We start from the raw sequence: 19,368 nt of genomic DNA on the forward strand, positions 1-19,368 counted from the left end.
CCGTTCAACGAGCGCCGACATGATCTTCGGTAACCCCGGGTAGCACCATGGATTGGAACATCGGAATCAACAGCCGGTTGCCATACTCGGTGAAGTGGTTGTCATCCCGGTAAATGGGCAGGCCATTGGAGGTTTCAGCGACACAATGCTGTTCATCGCATAAGGTGGCGATGGGGTCGAGGATGCGGATGCCGCACTGGCGAGCAGCCTGATCCTGCAAGTCCCGGATATAGGCGGTGTCGAGATCGTATTGGTGGCGCGGCAGAGACAGATCAATATCCCGGTTTACCAGAGCTTCGCGGCCCATCACGCTGGCAACGTCCACCGGCATCACCGGTGTTGGACGCATGATCCACAGGGGGTGGGTCTGGCTGATTCGGCATAGCGACGTGAGGTACCAGTTATCAAATTCCTGGAACCAGCGCTCGCTGAAGTGCCTGGCGCCTCCGGGGACGAAGAAATGCGCCTCCCGGTCCGGTTCCACCACGCCGTAATTGGCGTAGGCGGCCCAGTGGGATACCACTAACACGGGTAATCCGGGGTATTGTGCCAGCAGATCAGGGATGCCGGCGGCGAGCTGTTCGCACTCGCGATCATCGGGCTCGTTGCCCTGAAGTCCGGGCAGGGGGATGCAGTCGGACTCGCCTTTGAACAGAATGCCGCCGACCCGAGGCTCAAGAGCGCTTTGCATCGCGTTGACCACCGCATCAGCGTGGCTGTCGCCGATCAGAATCAACCCCACCGGGCCGCTGCCATAGACGCATTCGCTGTCGTGATCCAGGCACTCGTCCTGCCGTGGATTGGAGAGGCGTGCCTCGTCCGCCAGATGGATCACCTCATCGGGAAGGCGCTCGGGAATGCCGGAGCGGCGCACGGTTTGTCCTAGCCCGGCGAGCAGAACCGCCACGGTGAAGACCGTGCCGATGGTGCGCCAGGAACTGAATCGCGCCATTCGGCCACGGCAGGGTTGCTCGATGAGGCGGTAGGATAACTCAGCGAGCAGCGCGGATGCGGCCAGGCCGGCAACCACCCACAGGGGATTCGTAGCGATCAGAAAATAGTGCAGTAGAACCACCACCGGCCAGTGCCAGAGGTAAATGGAATAGGAGCGCTCACCGCACCAGTTCCAGAACCGGCCTGCCGTCAGCGGTGAGTGGCTGTTCCCGAGAATCAGAGCGGCGGCGCCGGCCGTTGGCAATAGCGCCCACAGGCCGGGCCAGGACGCCGGCGTGACCAGACAGGCTGCCACCGCTATCGAAGCCAGTCCACCCAGGTGCAGTGCCAGACCAACGCGACGCTCCGGCCGCCACAGCTGAGCGAGATGGAAGGCCGCGGCGCCCAGCAGCATTTCCCAGGCGCGGCCGGGAAAACCATAGAAAGCCCGGTCCGGGGCGACCTGGATCGTGTGGATATCCCAGGCCAGGGACAGCGCCGCGATCAGCAGGGTTCCGACGAGTAAGGTGCGATGATGCCGGGTTAACCGATAGAGCAGCATCGCCAGCAACGGATACAGTAGGTAGAACTGCCACTCCACCGACAGCGACCAGGTGTGCAACAGCCATTTGCTTTCGGAAGCGGCATCGAAATAGCCGGCCTCGGACAAGTAGCGGTAATTGGATGAAAATAGCAGGCTCTCTCGAACATGGGCGCCCAGTGCCATATAGTCGCGAGGCATCAGCAAATACCATCCCAGCACCAGACTGGCGGCGCAGACGGCAATCAGGGCCGGATAGATTCTTTTCATCCGCGAGGCGTAGAAAGCGGGCAGAGAGAGCGTGCTCTTGGCCAGACCGCGATAGAGGATGGAGGCCATGAGGAAGCCGGAAATGACGAAGAACACGTCCACACCGAGAAAGCCGGATTGGAACCCGGGAACCTGGAAATGAAACAGGATCACAAGCAGTACGGCCCAAGCCCTCAGGCCGTTGATGTCGGTGCGGAAAGAATCCAAGGCAGTCCCTACCACGGTGGTGAAAATGCAAAAGCTTGAATGGCCACCCTCGACGCCTGCTGAATTTCCAAGTGTACACAGGCGCTTGAACGGGGATTGGTGGTCACGCATCATTGGTGCGGGCAAGTCTGCCCAAGCCGATGGATCAGCGCAATTGTGTTGGTGATCATGCCCGCCATCGGGCTTCTCCCTTCCGGATTAAATAATGGATAAGGCAGGATGAACATGGATGAAAGCGCCGTGGCGCAGCGGCCCGCGCGGTCCCACGGGTCAGCGCTGATAGTGACCTTGCTCGGCAGTGTGATGCTTTCGCTGGTGGCTATTCACTATTCACCGATCCTGGATCGCGACGGCATGCTCTACATCCATGTAGCCGAATTGATCGGTGACGGGCGCCTGGATCAGGCTCTCGCCCTTTTCGACTGGCCGTTCTACTCAGCCTTTATGGCCGTTCTGGAGGCGGTACTGCCGGTTTCCATGTTGCACGTCGCCTACGGAGTCAGTGTGGTGTCCGCCGCGCTGGCTTCCTGGATGCTGGTGCTTCTTCTGCATCGATTGACCCCGGAAAAGAGCATCTGGTGGGCGGTGCTGACGGCGCTTTCGTTCGCGGCTTTCAACGAATACCGGCCGGATGCGTTGAGGGACTGGCCCGCCTGGTTCTTCATGCTGCTGTCAATATGGTTGTACCTGCGCTATTCGCGGAGCCGGGCCTGGTCCTGGGCAATTTGCTTTTTTCTGGCCGTGTTCATGGGGGCTCTGTTTCGACTGGAAACGGGAATCATCCTGGTCCCTTTGTTTCTGTTGTCGCTGTTCGAGCGCGGTTATCGCTGGCGGGAGAGGCTGCGTTTGTTCGTGGTTCCGATAGTGATCGGCGTGCTGGGGGTGGGCGTGCTGCTGGGGGATAGTGGTGGCCTGAGTCAGCGGCTATGGGGCTATCTGAATACCATCAATCCGGCGTTGATCCATGAGGGTTTTCTACGCTCCGGGGAGGCTTTGGCCGATGCGGTGCTGAATCAGTACTCCAAGGATTACGGGGCGCAAGTGCTGCTGTTCGGGCTGCTGATACTGATTCCGATCAAGCTGTTGCATTATCTGTTGGCGATGATGTTGCCCGCGATTCTGGCGCGACGCTACGGGCCGCTGCGGTTTGATGGTGAGCTGCGGGTCTATGGCGCTCTGGCTTTGACCTGGCTGGCCGTGGTGGTGGTGTTTCTTTGGCGCCACTACTACTTGTCCACCCGCTATCTCGTGCCGTTAATGGTGTGCCTGCTACCGTTCCTGTACGTAGGCATGATGCGTCTCACCGAACACCGGGTGAGAGGCTGGGTTTGGGGAATGCTGATCTTCCTGATACTGCTACAGGGGCTGTCTGGCGCTATATCCACCCGTGGGCCGGAAAAGCTGGCGATTCGTCAGGCGGGTGAATGGGCTCGAGAGAATCTGCCGGGTGATGAACGGGTCTACATCAACAACGGGCAGGTGAACTTTTATTTCGGCCGGCCCTATTTTCGTGGTCATTCGGATAAAATCCGCCCCCCTGAGCAGGTTGATAGCCGCTGGCAGGTATTGATGGTCGACCGCGATGAGGAAGTGACCACCAGGGACAAGTTGGAACAACGTTATCGTCTGATACAACGCTTCGACACCGGCGGTTCCGACCTGGTGCTGGTGTTCGAGAAGCGCGTTCAATACGGCGAGCGCCGCCCCTCGGGCTGATGCTTGAAGCGCTTATGCACCCACAAATACTGCTCGGGATGCTTGCGCACGTAGTGCTCGATGGTGCGGTTGATCAGAGCGGTGTCGGCTTCGTCATCGCCGCTGGGGAAGTCGGTTAGCGGTTCACCGAATTCGATCTTATAGCGCCCGCCAGGCAGGCGGTAATGGGCACAGGGGATCACCGCCGCTTTGCCCATGCGGGCGATACGGCTGGTGGAGGTGATGGTGGCCGCGGGGACACCAAAGAACGGCACGTACACGGCATGTTCGGTGCCGTAGTCCTGGTCCGGGGCATACCACACCACTTCGCCCTGGCGCAGCAGCCGTACTGTTTGCCGCAAGTCACGGCGGTCCACTGAGTGTTTGAGCCAGGTGCCGCGGCCTTCGGTGATCAGGTGATCCAGCAAGGGGTTGTCGTTGGGTCGATACACCACGCTGAAGGTAAAGAACTTGCCGAGCAGGCGGCTGCCGACGTCGATGGAATTGAAGTGCATACCTAGCAGCAGGACCCCCTGGCCACGCTCTCGAGCGGCTTCCAGGTGCTCCAGGCCAGTGACCGAGAGCCGCTGGCCCAGGTCGATGCGGCGGTTGTGGAAGCTGCCCGCCATCTCCATCAATGCCTCGCCGGTGCTGACCATCACTTTCCGGGCCAGCGCTTCCCGCTCGGTGTCGGAGAGTTCGGGGAAGCACAGACGCAGATTGGTCAGGGCGATATGCCGCCGCTTCCTGGCCAGCCACCAACCCAGATGCCCGATGCCGCGCCCCAGCGCCAGCAGCAGGTCCCAGGGTAACTGGCCGGTCAGCCAGAACAGGGCCAGGCCCACACGTGTGGGCCAAAGGCGCGGGTCGCGGGGATCCGTGGGTCGTTGTCGACGTTTAGCCATGGTGCGGTTACTGCGGCTGGGGTTGCGGGTGCCGCACTGGCGGGCGGATGGTGTCGCGGGTGCTGAGGCTGGCCAGCATCAAAGCCAGCGGCATCCACAGGCTCATCCAACTGGGATGGAACGGCACCAATAGATAGGCGCCCACCGACAGCATGGCGAGCAGACCCGGTACCACGGCGATCAGGAAGATGGCCCCTTCGCGCAGGTTCTGCTCGCCGTCCGGCAGGCGCCAGGCGGGCACCGCCCAGGCGGCGATGAACAGAATCAGACCCACCAGCCCGGAGGAGTGGATTACCGCCAGCAGCACATTATCCGGATGCGGAATGATGCGCAGGGCGTCGTCCACGCCCACCAGCAACGACTCCCCGGTTTCCTGGCTGAGACCGTTGCCGAAGAAAGGATGGGTGAAGTACTGGCTCATGTTGCCGAGTACCTGGAAATCCAGGGACAGATACAAGGCCACCGCGGCGGCGAGCATGCCGAGTATCCGTTGTTCCGCGCGCAGCAGCACCCAACTGAGCGCCGCTACCAGCAACATGATGCCGGTATGCCATTGCACCAGCAGCAGGAAGCCGAATCCCACCAGGGCGCCGGCGGCGCGGCGTCCGCCTTTGGCATTGATGCCTTCCTCCACGGCCTGGGCCAGCAGGATGAAGCAGGGCGTCACCAGGGCCATGGTGGTCAGCAGTGGACCGGGCTGCGGCAGATCGAAAATCAAACGCACGGATTCGCCGAATAGCGGGCTGCCCAGGGGTTGGGTGGTGTAGTAGCTGATCATGATCACCACCAGCAGCACGGTGGAGGTGAGCGCGGCGTTGGTCAGCGCCTGTTTGAGCGTGTGCCGGTAGTACAGATGCAGCCAGCGCAGAATGCCCACCAGCGTGATGATCTCCACCACGCCGCGTACGGTGCGGGAGGTATTGGCGTTATCCGCCCAGGCCATGGTTAGCAGCAACCAGCCGAGCAGGGCGTACAGCGGCACCAGCCAGGGGGACAGCAACAGGCGGCGATCACCGCTGACCACGGCCCGGGTCAACAGGGTCAGTGACGGCAGAAAGAACAGCACGTCCACCACGTTGAGAAGGGCGACCCGGGAATGGAACAAAAAGGGTCCGGTGAACATCACCGCGAAGGAAACCGTCAACCAAAGCCGCAGTCCCCGGCCTTCCAGTACGTTAGGGCGCAATGCCGTCATAGATGCTTATCCCGTTGATCGCTCCCGGTCCTCCGTCAAGGAGAAACCTGTTGATACGCTCTGTCCGCCTTCACCGGCGAGTCGGAAGTGTACTGAGCGCGCCGGGGAAAAACCACACTCCGGCGGGCCGTCGGCAGTGACGCCGGGGGCGGCGGTGCCGACAGTGTCCTATGCTACACTGCGCGGCAAACATTGGCTTGCGCCGATATTTATGAGTCGGCGCTTGAGGAGACGGTGATGCACGACCCGCGAATTCCCCCTTTTGGCCAGGCCCGGGTGCTGGTGGCCGGTGATGTCATGCTGGATCGCTACTGGCATGGGCCCACCGGGCGCATCTCGCCGGAAGCACCGGTGCCGGTGGTGCGGGTCACGGACATCGAGGACCGTCCCGGCGGGGCCGCCAACGTGGCTCTGAACATGGCCGCGCTGGGCGCCAAAGCCTCCCTGGTGGGAGTCACCGGGGATGACGAGGCCGCCCGTCTGCTCGAGGAGAGACTCAGCGCGGCCGAGGTCACCAGCCGTTTCCAGAAGATCCCCGGGCTGCCCACCATCACCAAACTGCGGGTGGTGAGTCGTCAGCAGCAGCTGTTGAGGCTGGATTTTGAGGAATCGTTCCAGGACGAGGATCCGGCTCCGTTCGCCGCCGAGGTGGAGCAGGGGCTGCGTGATTGCGGCGCTCTGGTGCTCTCCGATTACGCCAAGGGGGCGCTGCGTGACTGTCAGGGCCTGATTGCGCTGGCGCGCCGGGCCGGGGTGCCGGTACTGGTGGATCCCAAAGGCACGGATTTCGAGCGCTACCGGGGAGCGACTCTGTTGACCCCCAATCTGGCGGAACTGGAAGCGGTGGTGGGGCCGGTGCCGGACGAGAAAACCCTGGTCGCCAAAGGAAAGGAACTGCTGTCCAATCTGGATCTGGAAGCGCTGCTGGTGACGCGCAGCGAAAAGGGCATGACGCTGATTCGCGCCGGCAAACCTGAACTGCACCTGCCGGCACGCGCCCGGGAAGTGTTTGATGTCACCGGCGCCGGTGACACGGTGATTTCCACCCTGGCGGTGGCGCTGGCCGCGGGCAGTCCCATGGAGGAAGCGGTGGCTCTGGCCAACATCGCCGCCGGTATTGTCGTCGCCAAATTGGGCACCGCGGTGGTATCGGCGCCGGAACTGCGCCGGGCGGTGCATCAGACCGGCGGCCTGGGGCGGGGTGTGATGACCGAGGAGCAATTGCTGGTGGCGATCGAGGACGCCCGCGCCCAGGGGGAAAAAATCGTCTTCACCAACGGCTGCTTTGACATCATCCATGCCGGTCATGTGGGCTACCTGGACTCCGCCCGCCGTCTGGGCGACCGCCTGGTGCTGGCGGTCAACAGCGACGCCTCCATTACCCGCCTCAAGGGCCCCGGCCGGCCGATCAACCCGCTGGAACGGCGCATGGCGGTGCTGGCGGCGCTGGAAGCGGTGGACTACGTGGTGGCCTTCGACACCGACACCCCTGAACCGCTGTTGGAAAAGGTAAAGCCCGATGTACTGGTCAAGGGCGGTGATTACGCCGTCGATCAGGTGGTTGGCGCCGACATCGTCAAAGCCTACGGTGGCGAGGTGGAAGTACTGGACTTCGTCGAGGACATTTCCACCACGCACATCGTGCAAAAAATCAGGAAGAACGAAGGGTAAGTTGACAGTTGATAGTGGACAGTTGACAGCGAAAAGAAATGTGGAAGTGAAAAACCTATTTGCGTATCAACAAAGTTGATTCATGCCTTTCCTGTGGGAAGCTTGCTTGCAAGCGAATGTTGCCAAGCGCCTGAGCGAAGCCCATTCGCTTGCAAGCAAGCTTCCCACAGCCGCTAAAGATCACCTGTTTTTGTTTTCCGCTGTCAACTGTCCACTATCAACTGTCAACTGCTTTTCTGTGTTTTGCCGGGGTCTCCCCGGTCCAGCGCTGGAACGCGCGAATGAAGGCGGCGGGTTCGCTGTAGCCGAGCAGGCGGGCGATGTCCTCGACGCTGCGTCCGGAATCCGCCAGGTAATTCAGGGCCTTGTTGAGGCGGACTTCGTCGAGAAGCTGCTGGAACGGCCGTCCTTCGGCACTGAGGCGGCGGCGCAGGGTGCGTTCGGGCAAATCGAAAGTGGTGGCCACCTGCGCGGCGCCGGGAAAATCCCCCAGAAACAAATCCAGATAAGCGCTGACGCGGGCGGCCAACTGTTCGCTCGGTTCACCGCGACGTGCCAGCAGAGCATCGCATTGTGAGCGGTAAAGTTCATGGGCGGTGCGGTTGTAGCCCGGCAGGGGCAGGGCCAGATCGCGGTTGCCGATGGTGGCCTGACACCAGGGCATGCCGTACTTCACCGGCGCGCGGAAAAACTGTTCATAAGGTGCTTTGTGCTCCGGCTCGGGCAGGGGCAGCCAGACTTCCCGTGGTGTCAGGTCCAGACCCAGCTGCGTCTGGATATCGTTGACCAGTTTGAAGGTGCCGACCATGTCGCGCTCGATGAGGATACGGCGCACCGACTCCGGCAGCGGAATCGGCTTCAGAATCAGGGCGGTGGTATCATTGCCCGGCACCAGCGACAACTCGCCGTAAAGATAAGTCAGGGACTGATAGCGGACGCCGAGCTGGAAGCCATCGAACGCGGTGGCGCTGGTCATCAACAGCATGGTCAGCGGGCCGTAGCCGGCCAGCCCGAACCGTTTTCCCATCTCCATGCCCAATTGCGGATCCTCCGCCAGGGGCAGCAGTTCCGCCAGTAGTCGCAATTCCCGGTCACGTTCGATTTCGCCGTTGGGGTCCAGCCTGGCGGCGTCCAGGCCGTGCCGCGCCAGCGCCGGCGCGTACGGGATGCCGCGCTGCTCCAGCAGATCCAGGGTGTACATCAAGGCAAGAACGGAGCGTTGTGACATAAGTGTCTGCCTGGGTGCTTCGCAGGATTTCCTTGGTTGTCTGGTCGTGGCCGGAATTATCAATTTCCCGGCCAGCCTAACACGTTCCCGATGGCGGCCGCCAAGCTAGACTGCCGGCATGGCGTGTCCAACAGGAGAACAAGATGAACAGTAAGGTGAACCTGGATGTTCGCGATCTGAACACCAAGGTAGCGATCGTTGGCGGCGGCTTTGGTGGCCTGTGCATGGCGATCAAGCTGCGGGAGGCCGGAATCGACGATTTCGTTGTGCTGGAAAAAGCGGGTGAGGTCGGCGGTACCTGGCGGGAAAACACCTATCCCGGTGCCGCCTGTGACGTGCAATCGCACCTGTACTCCTATTCCTTCGAAGGCAATCCCGACTGGTCTCGTCGCTACAGTGGCTGGCGGGAGATTCAGGATTACATCCAACGGGTGACGGACAAGCACCGGCTCCACGACAGCATCCGTTTCAACTCGGAGGTGGAAGCGGCCCACTTTGATGAAAAGCGAGCCCGCTGGACGCTGCGGCTCACCGATGGCGCCCGTGTCGATTGTCAGCACTGGGTGCTGGCCACTGGTCCGCTACATGTGCCGTCGATTCCCGAATTTCCGGGGTTGGAAAATTTCAAAGGCAAAGTGTTCCACTCCTCCCTGTGGGACCACGACTACGACCTCGCCGGCAAAAAAGTGGTGTCCATCGGCACCGGCGCCAGCGCCATTCAGTATGTGCCGGAGATCGCGCCGAAAGCGGGGCAACTGACGGTGGTGCAGCGCACCCCGGGCTGGATCGTGCCCCGTGATGAGAGAGCCTATTCGCGGCGTGACAAGACCTGGTTCCGCCGTTTCCCGTTGTTGCGCAAGCTGCACCGGGCGCGCCTGTACTGGAGCAATGAGTCCCGGGTGCTGCCGATCTTCCATCCGCGCCTGGCATCCCTGCTGGAGCCGCTGGTGAAGCAGTTCATTCGCTATCAGGTGAAGGACAAGGAAACCGCTCGCAAGCTGACGCCCAACTATCGGCTGGGTTGTAAGCGGATCATGATCTCCAATCGCTATTACCCCACCTTCAACCGGCCCAACGTGGAGCTGGTCACTGAAGGGGTGAAGGAAATACGGGAACACAGCATTGTGTTCAGTGACGGCAGCGAGCGGGAGATGGACTGTCTGGTGCTGGGCACCGGCTTCGTGGTGGATCCGCGCATTTACATGAAGGATTTCGAGATCACCGGGCTGCCGGGTCATCGTCTGCAGGATGACTGGCGCAATGCTTCCGAGGCCTATCTGGGCGTCAGCGTGGCTGGTTATCCGAACATGTTCCAGATGGTCGGCCCCAACACCGGACTCGGCCACAACTCCATTATTTTCATGATCGAGTGCCAGGCGCGATACATCGTCGATGCCATCCGCACGGTGGCGCGGCGTGGCGCGGATTATCTGGATGTGAAGCGCTCGGACATGGACGCTTTCAATGATCAGTTGCAGATGGATCTCAAGGGCACGGTGTGGCAGAGCGGTGGGTGTTCCAGCTGGTATCAGCAGGCGGATGGCCGCAACGTGGCGATCTGGCCGTACTCCACCTGGCGCTACTGGCTGAAGACCCGCTCCCTGGACGAGTCCGTTTATCGCTGGGAAAAAGTGGCGGAGAGACAACCGCAAGGGGAGCCGGTGAGGGTCTGACACGGGATAGCGTGTTGACACGCCATTCGCTGCCAAGGCAGCTTCCCACAGTAAGCTCACTACGAAGCCGCTGTGGGAGCTGCCTTGGCAGCGAATACCGGCGTCAGAGATCACCCACGGCCCGGCGGGCTTTCTCCACGTTTTCCTTCAGGTGCCTGGGGTTGACCGTGCCGGCGATCACGGCGCCGACGCCCGGTGTGCCGAGGACCCGGTCGAGACTGGCCTGAACCGGATCAGCGTGACCGGCGTCGAGGTGACCGCTGGCGAACGCCTTCTTGATCAGAATCCCTTTGCCGTGTTCGGCGGCGTAATCGATCACCGGCCGTTCCTCATCGTGGGCCAGGTTATAGGTGACCATGGCCACGTCCGCCCGCCGCAGGGTTTCCAGGCCGCCTTCCACGGTCTTGGTGGAAACCCCGATGGCCCGGATCAGCCCTTTGCGTTTCAGCTCCGCCAGGACTTCCAGCGTGCCCTGACGCAGCACGTCCAGATCGTTGCCGTCGGAGTGAATCAGCACGCAATCCAGATAGTCGGTGTTGAGGCGGCGCAAGCTGCGCTCCACCGAGGCGATGGTGTGCTCGGGGGTAAAGTCGAAACGGCTCTCGCCTTTCTCGAACTCTTCACCGACCTTGGAGACGATGACCCAGTCCCGGCGCCCGGTCAGCAACTGTCCCAGCCGTTCCTCGCTGCGTCCGTAGGCCGGAGCGGTGTCGATCAGGTTGATGTCCAGGTCCCGGGCCAGCGCCAGCAGCTCGCGCACCGCCTGGTCATCGGGAATGGTGAACGCGGAGGGGTATTTCACGCCCTGGTCACGGCCGATCTTCACCGTGCCGAGGCCGAGGGCGCTGACGGTCAGCCCGGTGTCGCCGAGCGGGCGCAGAAACGCCATCAGTGATTCTCCCGCGCGAAGCAGTGGTGCCAGTACGGTTGCCCCAGAGGGGCCAGCGGCAGGTTTTCGGGCGGCGCCATGGCGGGGCCCGGTTGCAGGCCGTGTTCACGGATCAAGGCTTCAACCCGGTCACCCAGGTCCGGCGCCAACGTCAGTTTGGTGGGCCAGGTCAGGATCAGGTCGCCGTCGCGCCGGGCATAGGCGTTGTCGGGCTTGGCCAGGCTGTTCTGGCGCGGCTCCGCCCGACTCACATCCAGGGTGGCCCAATCGGCGCCGCTGAAGTCCAGCCAGGGGAACAATTGATCGAGTTCCGCCTTGGCGGCGGCGATCTGTTCGGCGTCATTCCGTTCCACGCCCCGTTCCGCCAGGTCACCACCGAGATACCAGACCAGGGAACCGTCCGGTAGCGGGTGGGTGGTGACGGTCAGACGCGGTTTGCTGCTGGCGCCGACGCAGTGGGCGTAGAGCGCGTGACCGAGACGATGACGCACCAGTACCATTTTCAGAGGCCGGCTCTGGCTTTCATCCTGGGCGAACAGGTGCCGCGTGTGGGCGCTGTCCAGCAAGGCCGCGTTACCATCGCCAGCGGCCAGTACCGACAGTTTCGGGCGGATCACGGCGCCATCGAGACGCACTTCGCGAATGCCGCGCTCATCCCAGGTCAGCCGTTCGCTTAAATCCGGCGCCCGCAGCAATCGGGTTCGCACCGGCGCGGTCAGCACATCGAGCAGGCTTTCGGTATCCACCACCAGATCGTCGAGCCGGTAGACCTGCCCCTTGAAACGGGCATTGGCGAGGGCGGAAGGGTAGTCGCCACGGCGCAAACGCTCGATCCGGCCACGCAGCATCTTGCTGGCGAAGAAGGTGGTCATGCGGCTGGCCACGGAGCCGGCGGACCACAGATGCTGGGTGTCCGAGAGCACATCCAGACCATTCAGCGGCACCGGGCCCTGTCCCGCCATGGCGGCGCGCCAGCGCTCCGGCATGCCGGCGATGGCCTCGGATTCATTGGACAGGGCGCCGCCAAGGGCGTACTTGAGCCCGCCGTGAATAATGCCCTGGCTGGCCAGGGTCTGGGCTCCGCCCAGAGTGCCGGTTTCCAGCAGCAGGCATTGGTAGCCCTGATTCTGTAATTGGTTGATCAACCACAGGCCGGCAATGCCGCCGCCGAAAATGAGAACGTCCGGTTCTAGGGTCTGGGTAGTCATGGCTCACCGCCGGAAAAAGTTGCGGCTATGCTAGCATAGGCCGCCGTCAAGGATGCCGATGTGGGTCATCTGTGGGGATGATATCCGGCGACCTCAAGGTCGATTGTCTCGCCCGTGCCACTGTTTGGATCGTTCTATGCGTTTTTTCTACACCTTGCTTTGGTATCTGCTGCTGCCGTTGCTGTTCGTGCGTCTGTGGTGGCGGGGGCGGCGGGCGCCGGCCTATCGACAGCGTTGGCGTGAGCGCATGGCGCTGGGCTATCGCTCCGGTACGCTCAAGGACAGCGTCTGGATTCATGCGGTGTCGGTGGGGGAGACCCTGGCGGCGGCGCCGTTGATCGAAGCGCTGCTGGCGCGTTTCCCGGAAACGCCATTGATCGTGACCACCACCACGCCCACCGGTTCGGAACGGGTGCGGGCATTGTTCGGCGACCGGGTCACGCATGTCTATTGCCCATGGGAATTGCCCGGCGCCTACCGGCGCTTTTTCCGGGCCTTCGATCCGCGTCTGGTGATCGTCCTGGAAACCGAGCTGTGGCCGAACCTGTGCGCCGCCGCCGAAGCCCGTGGCGCCAAACTGATGCTGATGAATGGCCGGCTGTCGGAGAAGAGCTATCGCGGCTATGCCAGGCTCGGTGCCCTGGTGCGCCCGATGCTGGGCCGTTTCCAGGTGCTGGCGGTGCAGACCGAAGCGGAGGCGGAACGGTTTCGCCAGTTGGGCGCCGATCCGCAACGGATCAAGGTCAACGGCAGCGTCAAATTCGACCTGACCCTGGACGACCCGGTGAAAACCACGGCCTCGGCATTGAAGACCGGATTCGGGCAACGCCCGGTGTGGATCGCCGCCAGCACTCACCCCGGCGAGGACGACATCGTTCTCAATGCGCACCGCGAGGTCCTGGCGGGGCAGCCGCGGGCGCTGTTGGTATTGGTGCCCCGCCACCCGGAGCGTTTTGATGAAGTGGCGGGCCTGGCCCGCCGGCGTGGATTCAGTGTCGCTCGCCGCAGCCGTGACGAGGCGGTGGACGAACGGACTCAGGTTTACCTGGCGGATACCATGGGAGAATTACTGATGCTGTTCGGTATCAGTGACGTGGCTTTCGTCGGCGGTTCCCTGGTGCCGGTGGGCGGACATAATTTGCTGGAGCCGGCGGCCTGGTCACTGCCGGTGCTGAGCGGGCCCCATCTGCATAACTTTACCGCCATCGCCGATTTGCTGGATCAGGCGGAGGCCTTGGAATTGGTGGCCGATGGCGAGGCGCTGGCGCGGGCGGTAACGGGATTGTTCGAAGACCCGGCATTGCGCCGACGCCGGGGAGAGGCGGCGGCGGCCGTGGTGGCCGCCAACCGTGGGGCGCTTCAGCGTGGCGTGACCATTTGCGCTTCGCTCTGGCCTTCCAGATCCGGATCATAGAGGTCCAGGCTTTCCTGACCGGACAGCCAGTCATTCAGTGAGGCCAGATCCTCGACGTCCAACTCGCCGGTGGCGGCTTTCAGGTTCAGAGTGTTGAGGATGTAGTCATAGCGCGCGTTGGCGTAGTCGCGTAACGCACCGTACAGGGCCTGCTGTGCGTTGAGCAGGTCAACCACGTTGCGGGTGCCCACCTCGTAGCCGGACTGGGTGGCTTCCAGAGCGGCGCGGGCGGACCGGATGGCCTGCTTGCGAGCGCTGACCCGCAGCGCGTCCGCCTCCACCGTGCGGTAAAAGGTGCGGGTCTGCTGGGTAACGTCACGGATCGCCTGCTGATACAACTGGTCGGCGGCGTCGGCGCGCAGAGCAGCCTGTTTGCGCTGGCTGTTGAGGCCGCCGCCACGGAACAGTGGCATGGAAATCTCGATGCCCACTTCCGTGCCGTGGTTGTCCGGGGTGATCCCGGAAGACGTGGTGCCCACCGCGCTGTCGCCTCGTGGAGAGGTGTGGGTGTGGGAGTAGGTGCCCACCAAAGCCACCTGCGGCATCATCGCGCCGAATTGACGGTCGGCGGTGAAACCCGCCGCGGTGGCGTTCCCCTGGGCCACCAGTACCTGGGGATTCCGTACCGAGGCCTTGTCCAGCCAGTCCTGCATTGTTGCCGGTTGCGGCCCTTCCATCGGCAGTTGCTCACGCAGTTCCGCCAGGGTTTCCCAACGCTGACCGGTGAGGGTTTCCAACTGGTCACGGGCGATGGCGAAGTCCTGCTCGGCGACGATCAGGTTCACCCGGGTCAGGTCATAGGCGGCTTGTGCCTCTTCCACTTCGGTGGCTGGCACCAGACCCACCTCGAAGCGTTCGTTGGTTTGCTCCAGTTGCCGGGAGATGGCCTTTTCCTCGGCCTGGGCCGACACCAGGGTGTCCCAGGCCCGCAGCACGCCGAAGTAGCCCTGAGCCACGCGCAATACGAAATCCTGGCGCGCTTGCTGGAATTCAGCCTCGGCGGTGGAGACCACCGCTTTGGCTTCCTTGAAGCCGTACCAGGCGTCGAGCCGGAACAGCGGTTGCGACAGCGTTACCGTGGTGGCTTCCGAGTCATACTTCTGGTTGAAATTACCTTCCTCGATATCCCGGTCGGTGCGGTAGCGGCCGTAGCGGGCATCGATGGTGGGGAGCAGCGCCGCCCGGCCCTGCACCAGCGTTTCCTGTTCCGCTTCCCAGGTTTGCCGCTCGGCGCGCCAGGTGCTGTCGTAATCCCAGGCGGCATTGGCGACCTGTTTCAGGTCGGCGGCCTGGGCGCCCATGGACAGCAGGGTGATGGCCAGGGCCAGAGGTTTCAGCGGGCTCCGCTTCATATGCGTTTCCTTCCTCATTCTTTTGTTCCGGCTTGTGTCTCGCGCCAGCCGTGCCGGGCATTTTGTCCTTGCACGGCTGGCGCTTGATCCCCACCGACAGGTAACGGTGAAATGGTGAACTGGCCAGTATGGTAATGGCAAGCGAGACGGATTGACACTCCCATCGTCGCGCCCTCGGTTGTCCGTAAATGGGTCGCTGCGTATAGTGTTCGCCTCCCCCATGTTTGTTGTAGCCCTGGAGGCCGATCGTGCCAGACGAGCAACGTAATGCCGCACCCAATGCCATCGACGAGGCCTGCCAACCCATCATGGGTTCGCGGAAGGTGTATGTCTCCGGCAGCCGCCCAGATATCCGCGTTCCCATGCGTGAAATCCGCCAGGATCCGACCCCCCTGGCCAACGGGGCCTTTGAGCAGAATCCGCCGTTGTCGGTGTACGACACTTCCGGTCCTTATACCGACCCCGATGCGCGTATCGACATCCGCCAGGGACTGTCGGCACTGCGCGGTGCCTGGATCGAGGAGCGCGGTGACAGCGAGCAACTCGCCGACCTGACCAGTGATTACGGTCGCCGCCGCGCCGCCGATGTGGCTACCGCCGGTTTGCGCTTCCCGCACATCCGTGCCCCGCGGCGCGCGCGCCAGGGCGGCAATGTCTCGCAAATGCACTACGCGCGTCAGGGCATTATCACGCCGGAAATGGAATTCATCGCCATCCGTGAAAGCCAGCGCCTGCGTGAACATCGCGAGGCCGGCCTGCCGGTGGCGCAACATCCGGGCCGCAGTTTCGGTGCCGCCATTCCGGATGAGATCACCCCGGAATTCGTCCGCGATGAAGTCGCTCGCGGCCGCGCCGTGATCCCCGCCAACATCAACCACCCGGAAATCGAGCCGATGATCATTGGCCGCAACTTCCTCACCAAGGTCAATGCCAACATCGGCAACTCCGCGGTGACCTCCTCCATTGAGGAGGAAGTGGCGAAGATGACCTGGGCCACCCGTTGGGGCGGCGACACCGTAATGGACCTTTCCACCGGGCAGAACATTCACGAAACCCGGGAATGGATCCTGCGCAACTCGCCGGTGCCCATCGGCACGGTACCGATTTATCAGGCGCTTGAGAAGGTCAATGGTATTGCCGAAGACCTGACCTGGGAAATTTTCCGCGACACCCTGATCGAACAGGCCGAGCAGGGAGTGGATTACTTCACCATTCATGCCGGCGTCTTGCTGCGCTATGTGCCGCTCACCGCCAACCGGGTGACCGGCATCGTGTCCCGCGGTGGCTCGATCATGGCCAAATGGTGTCTGGCACACCATGAGGAAAACTTCCTCTATACCCATTTCGAAGACATCTGCGAGATCATGAAGGCCTACGACGTGACCTTCAGTCTCGGTGATGGTCTGCGTCCCGGCTCCATCGCCGACGCCAACGACGAAGCCCAGTTCTCGGAGCTGCGTACCCTCGGTGAACTGACCAAGATCGCCTGGAAACATGACGTCCAGGTGATGATCGAAGGCCCCGGTCACGTGCCCATGCACATGATCAAGGAAAACATGGAAGAGCAGCTCAAGCACTGCCACGAGGCGCCCTTCTACACGCTGGGGCCGCTGACCCTGGACATCTCCCCGGGCTATGACCACATCAGCAGCGCCATCGGCGCCGCCATGATCGGTTGGTTTGGCACCGCCATGCTGTGCTATGTGACCCCCAAGGAGCACCTGGGCTTGCCCAACCGGGAAGACGTGAAGGAAGGCATCATCGCCTACAAGATCGCCGCCCACGCCGCCGACCTGGCCAAGGGGCACCCGGGCGCTCAACTGCGTGACAATGTGCTGTCCAAGGCGCGCTTCGAATTCCGCTGGGAAGACCAGTTCAACCTGGGGCTGGACCCGGACCGGGCACGGGCTTTTCATGACGAGACCCTGCCGAAGCAGGCGCACAAGGTGGCCCATTTCTGCTCCATGTGTGGACCGAAGTTCTGCTCCATGAAGATCAGCCAGGAGGTTCGCGAGACCTACGGCGATGGACAGGCACAGGTTGATCAGGCCCGTGTCGGCATGGAGGAAAAGTCCCGCGAATTCCTGCAACAGGGCTCCAAGCTTTATCATGAGGCCAATGAATAATTCCCGCGCCCCCCGCTTCAGTGTCGCCGATGTGGAAGTGCTGAAGCGGGAAACCCCGTTCAAGGGGTTTTTCCAGGTGGACCGGTTGACCCTGCGTCATCGCCGTTATCAAGGCGATTGGGGCCCCGAACTGACCCGTGAAGTGTTCCTGCGACAGCCGGCCGCGGCGGTGCTGCCCTATGACCCGGTACGTGGCGAGATCCTGCTGGTGGAGCAGTTCCGCGTCGGCGCCCTGGGCTGGCGGGATACCCCGTGGTGTCTGGAAATGATCGCCGGTATCGCCGACAAGGAGGGCGAGCCGGTGGAGCAACTGGTACGCCGTGAAGCGATGGAAGAGGCCGGCATCGAACTTGGCGAGATGCGCCCGGTGCTCAGCTACATGCCCAGCCCCGGCGGCACCAATGAGCGGCTGCATTTGTTCGTCGCCCGCGCTGATCTGGCCGGTGCCGGCGGTGTTTACGGCTGCGCCGGGGAAGGCGAGGACATCCTGGCGACGACATGGCCGGTGGCGGAAATTCCGGCACTGCTGGAAAGCGGGCGGGTGGATAACGCCGCCTCCCTGATCACCCTTCAATGGTTGCTGTTGCATCGCGCTGCGCTGGACCGGGAGTGGCGGGGATGACGGTATCTCGCCGCTACCGCCTGAACTTTCGTGATCTGATGGCGCAGTGCGAGGCCAACTATGCCCGCCTTTTGCCGTTGATCCGCGCTCTGGGTGAACAGGACAGCCTGGATCTGTCGCTGGGTGCCGAGCGGCCTCGTACCCTGAACATCCGGGTGCTGGAACGCGCCCCTTATACCACCACTCTGCGACTGGAAGATCAGGGGCTGCACGAAGCCATGCCGGGGCAGCGCCTCACCGTGCGGCTTTACCACGATGCCCGGGTGGCGGAAGTCACCGAGGCCAGCCGCTTCCAACGCGTCAGCGCCCGCTACCCCTATCCCAATCCCGACATGCATCAGCGCGATGAGAAGGCGCAGTGGAATCGCTTTCTCGGTGAGTGGCTGACCCATGTCAGCGACCATGGACGCAGTGCCGCCCCGGTATGGCCGGCGGCCGGTTCCTGAAACGGAACCAGGTTCCTGGTCAATCCTGTAATGGTTGCGTTATAAGGTCTTGAACAGGCTCTAAGTTGCCGAAAGCGTGGTCCGGCCGCTTGGGGAAGGGGCCGGCGACGCATGGGATGGGCGCCACGGCGCTTGAGGGTAAAACGGATCACTACAAACAGCGGGAGCGCGTACCTTGTCGCAACCGGTAACACCCGTTCGGGTGGTGCAACTGTCGGACTTCCACCTGTTCGCCGACCCGGCCAGTACCATGCTGGGGTTGAATACGCAGCACAGTCTGGAGACCGTTCTTCGTCTGGTTCGCGCCGAGCAGCCGGATATGCGGGCGATCCTGGCCACCGGGGACCTCTCTCAGGACGGCTCCGAAGCATCCTATACGCGCCTCAAACAGACGCTGAGGGCCTTCGACGTGCCGGTCTACTGGCTGGAGGGGAACCACGATGAAACCCACCCCATGCGCGCCATGCTCGCCGATGAAGCCGGCCGGGTCAGCCCCTGTGTCGGCGCCGTGGACGGCTGGCGGGTGATCATGCTCGACTCCACCATTCCCGGCCAGGTACCCGGTGAGCTGTTTGATCGGGATCTGGCGTTTCTGGAGCAGGCGCTGGCGGAGAGTCGTGATCACCATGTGATGATTTGCCTGCATCACCATCCGGTGCCCATGGGCAGCCGCTGGCTCGACGAGCAGCAGGTGGCCAATTCCGACGCCTTTTTCCGCATCGTCGACCAGCACCCCCAGGTGCGGGCGGTGTTATGGGGGCACGTTCATCAGGAATACGAAAGCCGCCGCAAAAATGTGCGTTTGCTGTCGGTGCCCAGCACCTGCGTTCAGTTCAAACCGCACAGCGCCGATTTTGCCCTGGATGAATGCAACCCGGGCTACCGCTGGCTGGATCTTTACCCCGACGGGCGTATCGAGTCCGGAGTGAGCCGGGTCCAGGGCATGCATTTCACCGTGGATCTCACCGTTAACGGTTACTGACGCCGGTGGCG

15 protein-coding genes are annotated in these 19,368 nt (G+C 62.6%); 8 read left to right on the forward strand and 7 right to left on the reverse strand.

Annotated elements, in window-relative coordinates; genetic code table 11:
- Window positions 1–4: 4 nt before the first annotated feature.
- Window positions 5–1,951, reverse strand: coding sequence for an acyltransferase family protein (locus tag E0L37_RS10185; RefSeq protein ID WP_166643038.1), 1,947 nt, complete (start codon window positions 1,949–1,951; stop codon window positions 5–7).
- A 219-nt stretch (window positions 1,952–2,170) separates the two neighbouring features.
- On the opposite strand from E0L37_RS10185, the gene E0L37_RS10190 reads away from it, so the two are divergent.
- Window positions 2,171–3,667, forward strand: coding sequence for a glycosyltransferase family 39 protein (locus E0L37_RS10190; protein ID WP_133491639.1), 1,497 nt, complete (start codon window positions 2,171–2,173; stop codon window positions 3,665–3,667).
- Here E0L37_RS10190 and lpxL read toward each other — a convergent pair.
- Both lpxL and E0L37_RS10200 read right to left on the reverse strand, forming a co-directional pair.
- The gene (lpxL, locus tag E0L37_RS10195; RefSeq protein WP_133491640.1) at window positions 3,637–4,551 is read right to left on the reverse strand and encodes an LpxL/LpxP family Kdo(2)-lipid IV(A) lauroyl/palmitoleoyl acyltransferase; all 915 of its coding nucleotides are present in this window, start codon (window positions 4,549–4,551) and stop codon (window positions 3,637–3,639) included. The two genes, E0L37_RS10190 and lpxL, sit on opposite strands and share 31 nt — an antisense overlap.
- Window positions 4,552–4,558: 7 nt before the next feature.
- Window positions 4,559–5,746 carry a hypothetical protein gene (locus tag E0L37_RS10200; RefSeq protein WP_133491641.1) on the reverse strand — a complete coding sequence of 396 codons (1,188 nt, stop codon included), beginning with the start codon at window positions 5,744–5,746 and terminating at the stop codon, window positions 4,559–4,561.
- A gap of 237 nt (window positions 5,747–5,983) precedes the next feature.
- Between E0L37_RS10200 and hldE the strand changes: the two genes are divergently transcribed.
- Window positions 5,984–7,417, forward strand: a complete 1,434-nt coding sequence (hldE, locus tag E0L37_RS10205) for a bifunctional D-glycero-beta-D-manno-heptose-7-phosphate kinase/D-glycero-beta-D-manno-heptose 1-phosphate adenylyltransferase HldE (RefSeq protein ID WP_133491642.1) — start codon at window positions 5,984–5,986, stop codon at window positions 7,415–7,417.
- A gap of 217 nt (window positions 7,418–7,634) precedes the next feature.
- Here hldE and E0L37_RS10210 read toward each other — a convergent pair whose 3' ends face one another.
- A complete protein-coding gene (locus tag E0L37_RS10210) occupies window positions 7,635–8,645 on the reverse strand; it encodes an AraC family transcriptional regulator (RefSeq protein ID WP_133491643.1) in 1,011 nt (336 codons plus the stop codon).
- 143 nt (window positions 8,646–8,788) lie between these two features.
- On the opposite strand from E0L37_RS10210, the gene E0L37_RS10215 reads away from it, so the two are divergent.
- Window positions 8,789–10,318, forward strand: coding sequence for an NAD(P)/FAD-dependent oxidoreductase (locus E0L37_RS10215; protein WP_133491644.1), 1,530 nt, complete (start codon window positions 8,789–8,791; stop codon window positions 10,316–10,318).
- A 103-nt stretch (window positions 10,319–10,421) separates the two neighbouring features.
- Here E0L37_RS10215 and E0L37_RS10220 read toward each other — a convergent pair whose 3' ends face one another.
- Both E0L37_RS10220 and E0L37_RS10225 read right to left on the reverse strand, forming a co-directional pair.
- The gene (locus tag E0L37_RS10220) at window positions 10,422–11,207 is read right to left on the reverse strand and encodes an aldo/keto reductase (RefSeq protein ID WP_133491645.1); all 786 of its coding nucleotides are present in this window, start codon (window positions 11,205–11,207) and stop codon (window positions 10,422–10,424) included.
- The gene (locus E0L37_RS10225) at window positions 11,207–12,415 is read right to left on the reverse strand and encodes an FAD-dependent oxidoreductase (RefSeq protein ID WP_133491646.1); all 1,209 of its coding nucleotides are present in this window, start codon (window positions 12,413–12,415) and stop codon (window positions 11,207–11,209) included. Before E0L37_RS10225 ends, E0L37_RS10220 begins: the two co-directional genes overlap by 1 nt.
- Window positions 12,416–12,551: 136 nt before the next feature.
- On the opposite strand from E0L37_RS10225, the gene waaA reads away from it, so the two are divergent.
- Window positions 12,552–13,829 carry a lipid IV(A) 3-deoxy-D-manno-octulosonic acid transferase gene (gene waaA / locus E0L37_RS10230; protein ID WP_133491647.1) on the forward strand — a complete coding sequence of 426 codons (1,278 nt, stop codon included), beginning with the start codon at window positions 12,552–12,554 and terminating at the stop codon, window positions 13,827–13,829.
- On the opposite strand, the gene E0L37_RS10235 is transcribed toward waaA, so the two are convergent.
- Window positions 13,775–15,181 (reverse strand): TolC family outer membrane protein, encoded by a 1,407-nt coding sequence (locus E0L37_RS10235; protein ID WP_133491648.1) that lies wholly within the window; start codon window positions 15,179–15,181, stop codon window positions 13,775–13,777. The genes waaA and E0L37_RS10235 overlap by 55 nt on opposite strands.
- A 248-nt stretch (window positions 15,182–15,429) precedes the next feature.
- Here E0L37_RS10235 and thiC point away from each other — a divergent pair, with 248 nt between their 5' ends.
- The 4 genes from thiC (at window position 15,430) to cpdA (ending at window position 19,357) form a co-directional block, all read left to right on the forward strand.
- A complete protein-coding gene (thiC, locus tag E0L37_RS10240; RefSeq protein WP_133491649.1) occupies window positions 15,430–17,307 on the forward strand; it encodes a phosphomethylpyrimidine synthase ThiC in 1,878 nt (625 codons plus the stop codon).
- Complete coding sequence (locus E0L37_RS10245; RefSeq protein WP_133491650.1) at window positions 17,300–17,929, forward strand: NUDIX domain-containing protein; 630 nt, start codon at window positions 17,300–17,302, stop codon at window positions 17,927–17,929. The genes thiC and E0L37_RS10245 overlap by 8 nt, the downstream gene beginning before the upstream one ends.
- Window positions 17,926–18,375 (forward strand): DUF1249 domain-containing protein, encoded by a 450-nt coding sequence (locus E0L37_RS10250; protein ID WP_133491651.1) that lies wholly within the window; start codon window positions 17,926–17,928, stop codon window positions 18,373–18,375. Before E0L37_RS10245 ends, E0L37_RS10250 begins: the two co-directional genes overlap by 4 nt.
- A gap of 175 nt (window positions 18,376–18,550) precedes the next feature.
- A complete protein-coding gene (gene cpdA, locus E0L37_RS10255) occupies window positions 18,551–19,357 on the forward strand; it encodes a 3',5'-cyclic-AMP phosphodiesterase (RefSeq protein WP_133491652.1) in 807 nt (268 codons plus the stop codon).
- The last annotated feature ends 11 nt before the right edge of the window (window positions 19,358–19,368 follow it).

Origin of the sequence: Alcanivorax sp. 24 (assembly GCF_004360225.1) — a bacterium.
Lineage (GTDB): Bacteria > Pseudomonadota > Gammaproteobacteria > Pseudomonadales > Alcanivoracaceae > Alloalcanivorax > Alloalcanivorax xiamenensis.

Bases quoted from the DNA above. Each gene is read 5' to 3' on its own strand.
- E0L37_RS10225 (WP_133491646.1), bottom strand. From the start codon at position 12,415: ATGACTACCCAGACCCTAGAACCGGACGTTCTCATTTTCGGCGGCGGC.
- E0L37_RS10210 (WP_133491643.1), bottom strand. From the start codon at position 8,645: ATGTCACAACGCTCCGTTCTTGCCTTGATGTACACCCTGGATCTGCTG.
- E0L37_RS10215 (WP_133491644.1), top strand. From the start codon at position 8,789: ATGAACAGTAAGGTGAACCTGGATGTTCGCGATCTGAACACCAAGGTA.
- E0L37_RS10200 (WP_133491641.1), bottom strand. From the start codon at position 5,746: ATGACGGCATTGCGCCCTAACGTACTGGAAGGCCGGGGACTGCGGCTT.
- lpxL (WP_133491640.1), bottom strand. From the start codon at position 4,551: ATGGCTAAACGTCGACAACGACCCACGGATCCCCGCGACCCGCGCCTT.
- E0L37_RS10220 (WP_133491645.1), bottom strand. From the start codon at position 11,207: ATGGCGTTTCTGCGCCCGCTCGGCGACACCGGGCTGACCGTCAGCGCC.
- E0L37_RS10245 (WP_133491650.1), top strand. From the start codon at position 17,300: ATGAATAATTCCCGCGCCCCCCGCTTCAGTGTCGCCGATGTGGAAGTG.
- hldE (WP_133491642.1), top strand. From the start codon at position 5,984: ATGCACGACCCGCGAATTCCCCCTTTTGGCCAGGCCCGGGTGCTGGTG.
- E0L37_RS10190 (WP_133491639.1), top strand. From the start codon at position 2,171: ATGAACATGGATGAAAGCGCCGTGGCGCAGCGGCCCGCGCGGTCCCAC.
- E0L37_RS10235 (WP_133491648.1), bottom strand. From the start codon at position 15,181: ATGAAGCGGAGCCCGCTGAAACCTCTGGCCCTGGCCATCACCCTGCTG.
- waaA (WP_133491647.1), top strand. From the start codon at position 12,552: ATGCGTTTTTTCTACACCTTGCTTTGGTATCTGCTGCTGCCGTTGCTG.
- E0L37_RS10250 (WP_133491651.1), top strand. From the start codon at position 17,926: ATGACGGTATCTCGCCGCTACCGCCTGAACTTTCGTGATCTGATGGCG.